The 2,858-nt window shown below is 57.3% G+C and carries 2 tRNA genes and 2 rRNA genes; all 4 read left to right on the forward strand.

Annotated elements, in window-relative coordinates:
- Positions 1-52, forward strand: a 16S ribosomal RNA gene (locus tag ATO4_RS28190); the annotation flags it as partial.
- 351 nt (positions 53-403) lie between these two features.
- A tRNA-Ile gene (locus ATO4_RS26580) sits at positions 404-480 on the forward strand.
- Between the two features lie 227 nt (positions 481-707).
- Positions 708-783, forward strand: a tRNA-Ala gene (locus tag ATO4_RS26585).
- A gap of 678 nt (positions 784-1,461) precedes the next feature.
- Positions 1,462-2,858 (forward strand): 23S ribosomal RNA (locus ATO4_RS26595); the annotation flags it as partial.

Raw genomic sequence — 2,858 nt, forward strand, 5'->3', positions numbered from 1 at the left:
GAAGTCGTAACAAGGTAGCCGTAGGGGAACCTGCGGCTGGATCACCTCCTTTCTAAGGACGATCCCTCACGGCGTCCGGTCCATCAGGCCTTCGGGTCTGGTCCGCCGGACTTCCCGTATCGGATTGTTTTAGAACAAAGGCATCGATAGTCAGTCGATGCCGCTGAAATACCAGGCGCTTATGAAGTTGGTCGACGGACCCTGCCAGTGGCTTGCCACTGGACGGGGCGAGGACGCCAGCCTAGGGCGTTGAGGGCAGAGCACCGCCGCCTTCGTTTCTCTTTCTTGTCAGGATGATGAATATCTGCCGAGCCTATCAGCAGCCGGTCGGTCGCATCTCCGTCATGTCCTCGTGGCATGGTGGATGAGGTCGATCGCCGAAGGTTGCGGACCACACCGGTTCGGGCCCGTAGCTCAGTTGGTTAGAGCGCACCCCTGATAAGGGTGAGGTCGGTAGTTCGAATCTACCCGGGCCCACCATTTTGGTGAGATGCCGGATCGAGGATTGCAGCGTGGTGCCGACCAAAATGGTTGGCCCGGGTAGCATTCCTTCTTTGCGCTTTCTCGGAGCTTCGCTCCTGCGAGAGCGCGGGGCCGGGCCCACCGCGTCGCGGTTGGCAGTAAGAGGCGCCACTTCGGTAGTCCGAATGGACGTCGCCGATGGTTCGGCGCCCTCACGGAGCGCCTCGCGCGTGAGTGAAAATATCGGGGCCTTAGCTCAGCTGGGAGAGCATCTGCTTTGCAAGCAGAGGGTCATCGGTTCGATCCCGATAGGCTCCACCATTCCGGAATGGTCGCCGCAGGCGATCGGTCGCATGGCGATCGAAATGAAGGAATGCCGGAGAGCCTACGGCTCGCAGGCCGGCGCGAACGTCGCGTTCATCATCCAAGACAAGAAGCACAAGTTTGCCGCTTCGCTCCTCGTGAGCCAGGCGGCCTGTTCTCCTACCATCGTGAAGAAGAAGACGGATCTCGAAGGATCGTCGCCAAAGACCCCGCAAGGGGTCTGCCTCCTACTCCGGGGCGCTGCGCAAGCGGCAAGCACGGTTCTGTCGGTGAAGGGTTCTGGAAGAAGGTTCATCGCCTTCGTCCAGGTCATAACATCCTTTGCCATTGATCGGTGTTGCCTGACCGCACACCGTCGGGGTTCGTCTCGAGAAGCTGGTCTTTCGCCAGTTGGGTTTAGCCGCCCGACTGGCAAAATGGCACCGCTGCAGGACGTTCGTTCAGGTTGCACACCTGGCGGATGTTAGCGGTGCCGAACCAAGAATGATCTCAAGTTCAATGATCTCTCTCTTGTTCGTCTGAGTGGCCTTGAATGGCTGACGGATGTGACGCCGAACCGATGACCCGCAAGGGTCTGAGGCAAGGCCGAACGGCCGTCGGTCCTGATGGACCGCGCCCCACGCAGCGCCTCTCGCGTGAGTGGGCAGAGGAATGATGATCATTGGCGATGAGAACGATCAAGTGTCAAAAGGGCATTTGGTGGATGCCTTGGCATGCACAGGCGATGAAGGACGTGATACGCTGCGATAAGTCATGGGGAGCTGCGAATAAGCTTTGATCCGTGAATTTCCGAATGGGGCAACCCACCTTCGATCCCTGTTAAGTCGAAACTGCTGAGCTGGCCGAGCCGACCGTTGTGCGTGTTGTCCGAAAGGGCGCGCGGCAGCCGTAGGCCGACCGGCCGTCGGGCCTTATGGCCCGCCCTCGCGGAGCCGATTGCTGCAAGCAATCCGGCGTGAGCGCTTTCGATTAACAGGGGTCAGTGAAGGTATCTAACCTTGAATACATAGGGGTTAGAAGCGAACTCGGGGAACTGAAACATCTCAGTACCCGAAGGAAAGGACATCAACCGAGACTCCGTCAGTAGCGGCGAGCGAACGCGGACCAGGCCAGTGGCCTCATATGAGAGAAGCCGAACACGTTGGAAAGCGTGGCGAGATTGGGTGATAGCCCCGTAGGCGCAAGGCTCTTTGAGGTCCTCGAGTAGGGCGGGACACGTGAAATCCTGTCTGAACATGGGGCGACCACGCTCCAAGCCTAAGTACTCGTGCATGACCGATAGCGAACCAGTACCGTGAGGGAAAGGTGAAAAGCACCCCGACAAGGGGAGTGAAAGAGAACCTGAAACCGAATGCCTACAAACAGTGGAAGCCCGCAAGGGTGACCGCGTACCTTTTGTATAATGGGTCAGCGACTTAGTCTGGCGAGCGAGCTTAAGCCGATAGGTGTAGGCGCAGCGAAAGCGAGTCTGAACAGGGCGTTCAGTTCGTCGGATTAGACCCGAAACCGAGTGATCTAGCCATGAGCAGGCTGAAGGTGCGGTAACACGCACTGAAGGGCCGAACCCTCATCTGTTGCAATAGATTGGGATGACTTGTGGCTAGGGGTGAAAGGCCAATCAAACTCGGAAATAGCTGGTTCTCCGCGAAATCTATTTAGGTAGAGCGTCGGACTTATTCTCCAGGGGGTAGAGCACTGGATGGGCTATGGGGACTCACCGTCTTACTGATCCTAACCAAACTCCGAATACCTGGAAGAACTATCCGGCAGACACACGGCGGGTGCTAACGTCCGTCGTGAAGAGGGCAACAACCCTGACCACCAGCTAAGGTCCCCAAGTTATGGCTAAGTGGGAAAGGATGTGAAGTTTCCAAAACAACCAGGATGTTGGCTTAGAAGCAGCCATCATTTAAAGAAAGCGTAACAGCTCACTGGTCTAAGTAAGAGACTTTGCGCCGAAAATGTACCGGGGCTCAAGCCATACACCGAAGCTGTGGATTCATCTTTCGAGATGAGTGGTAGCGGAGCGTTCCGTAGGCCTGTGAAGGAGGACCCGTGAGGGCCTCTGGAGG

It is taken from the genome of Aurantimonas sp. 22II-16-19i (assembly GCF_002088275.1).
GTDB lineage: Bacteria > Pseudomonadota > Alphaproteobacteria > Rhizobiales > Rhizobiaceae > Jiella.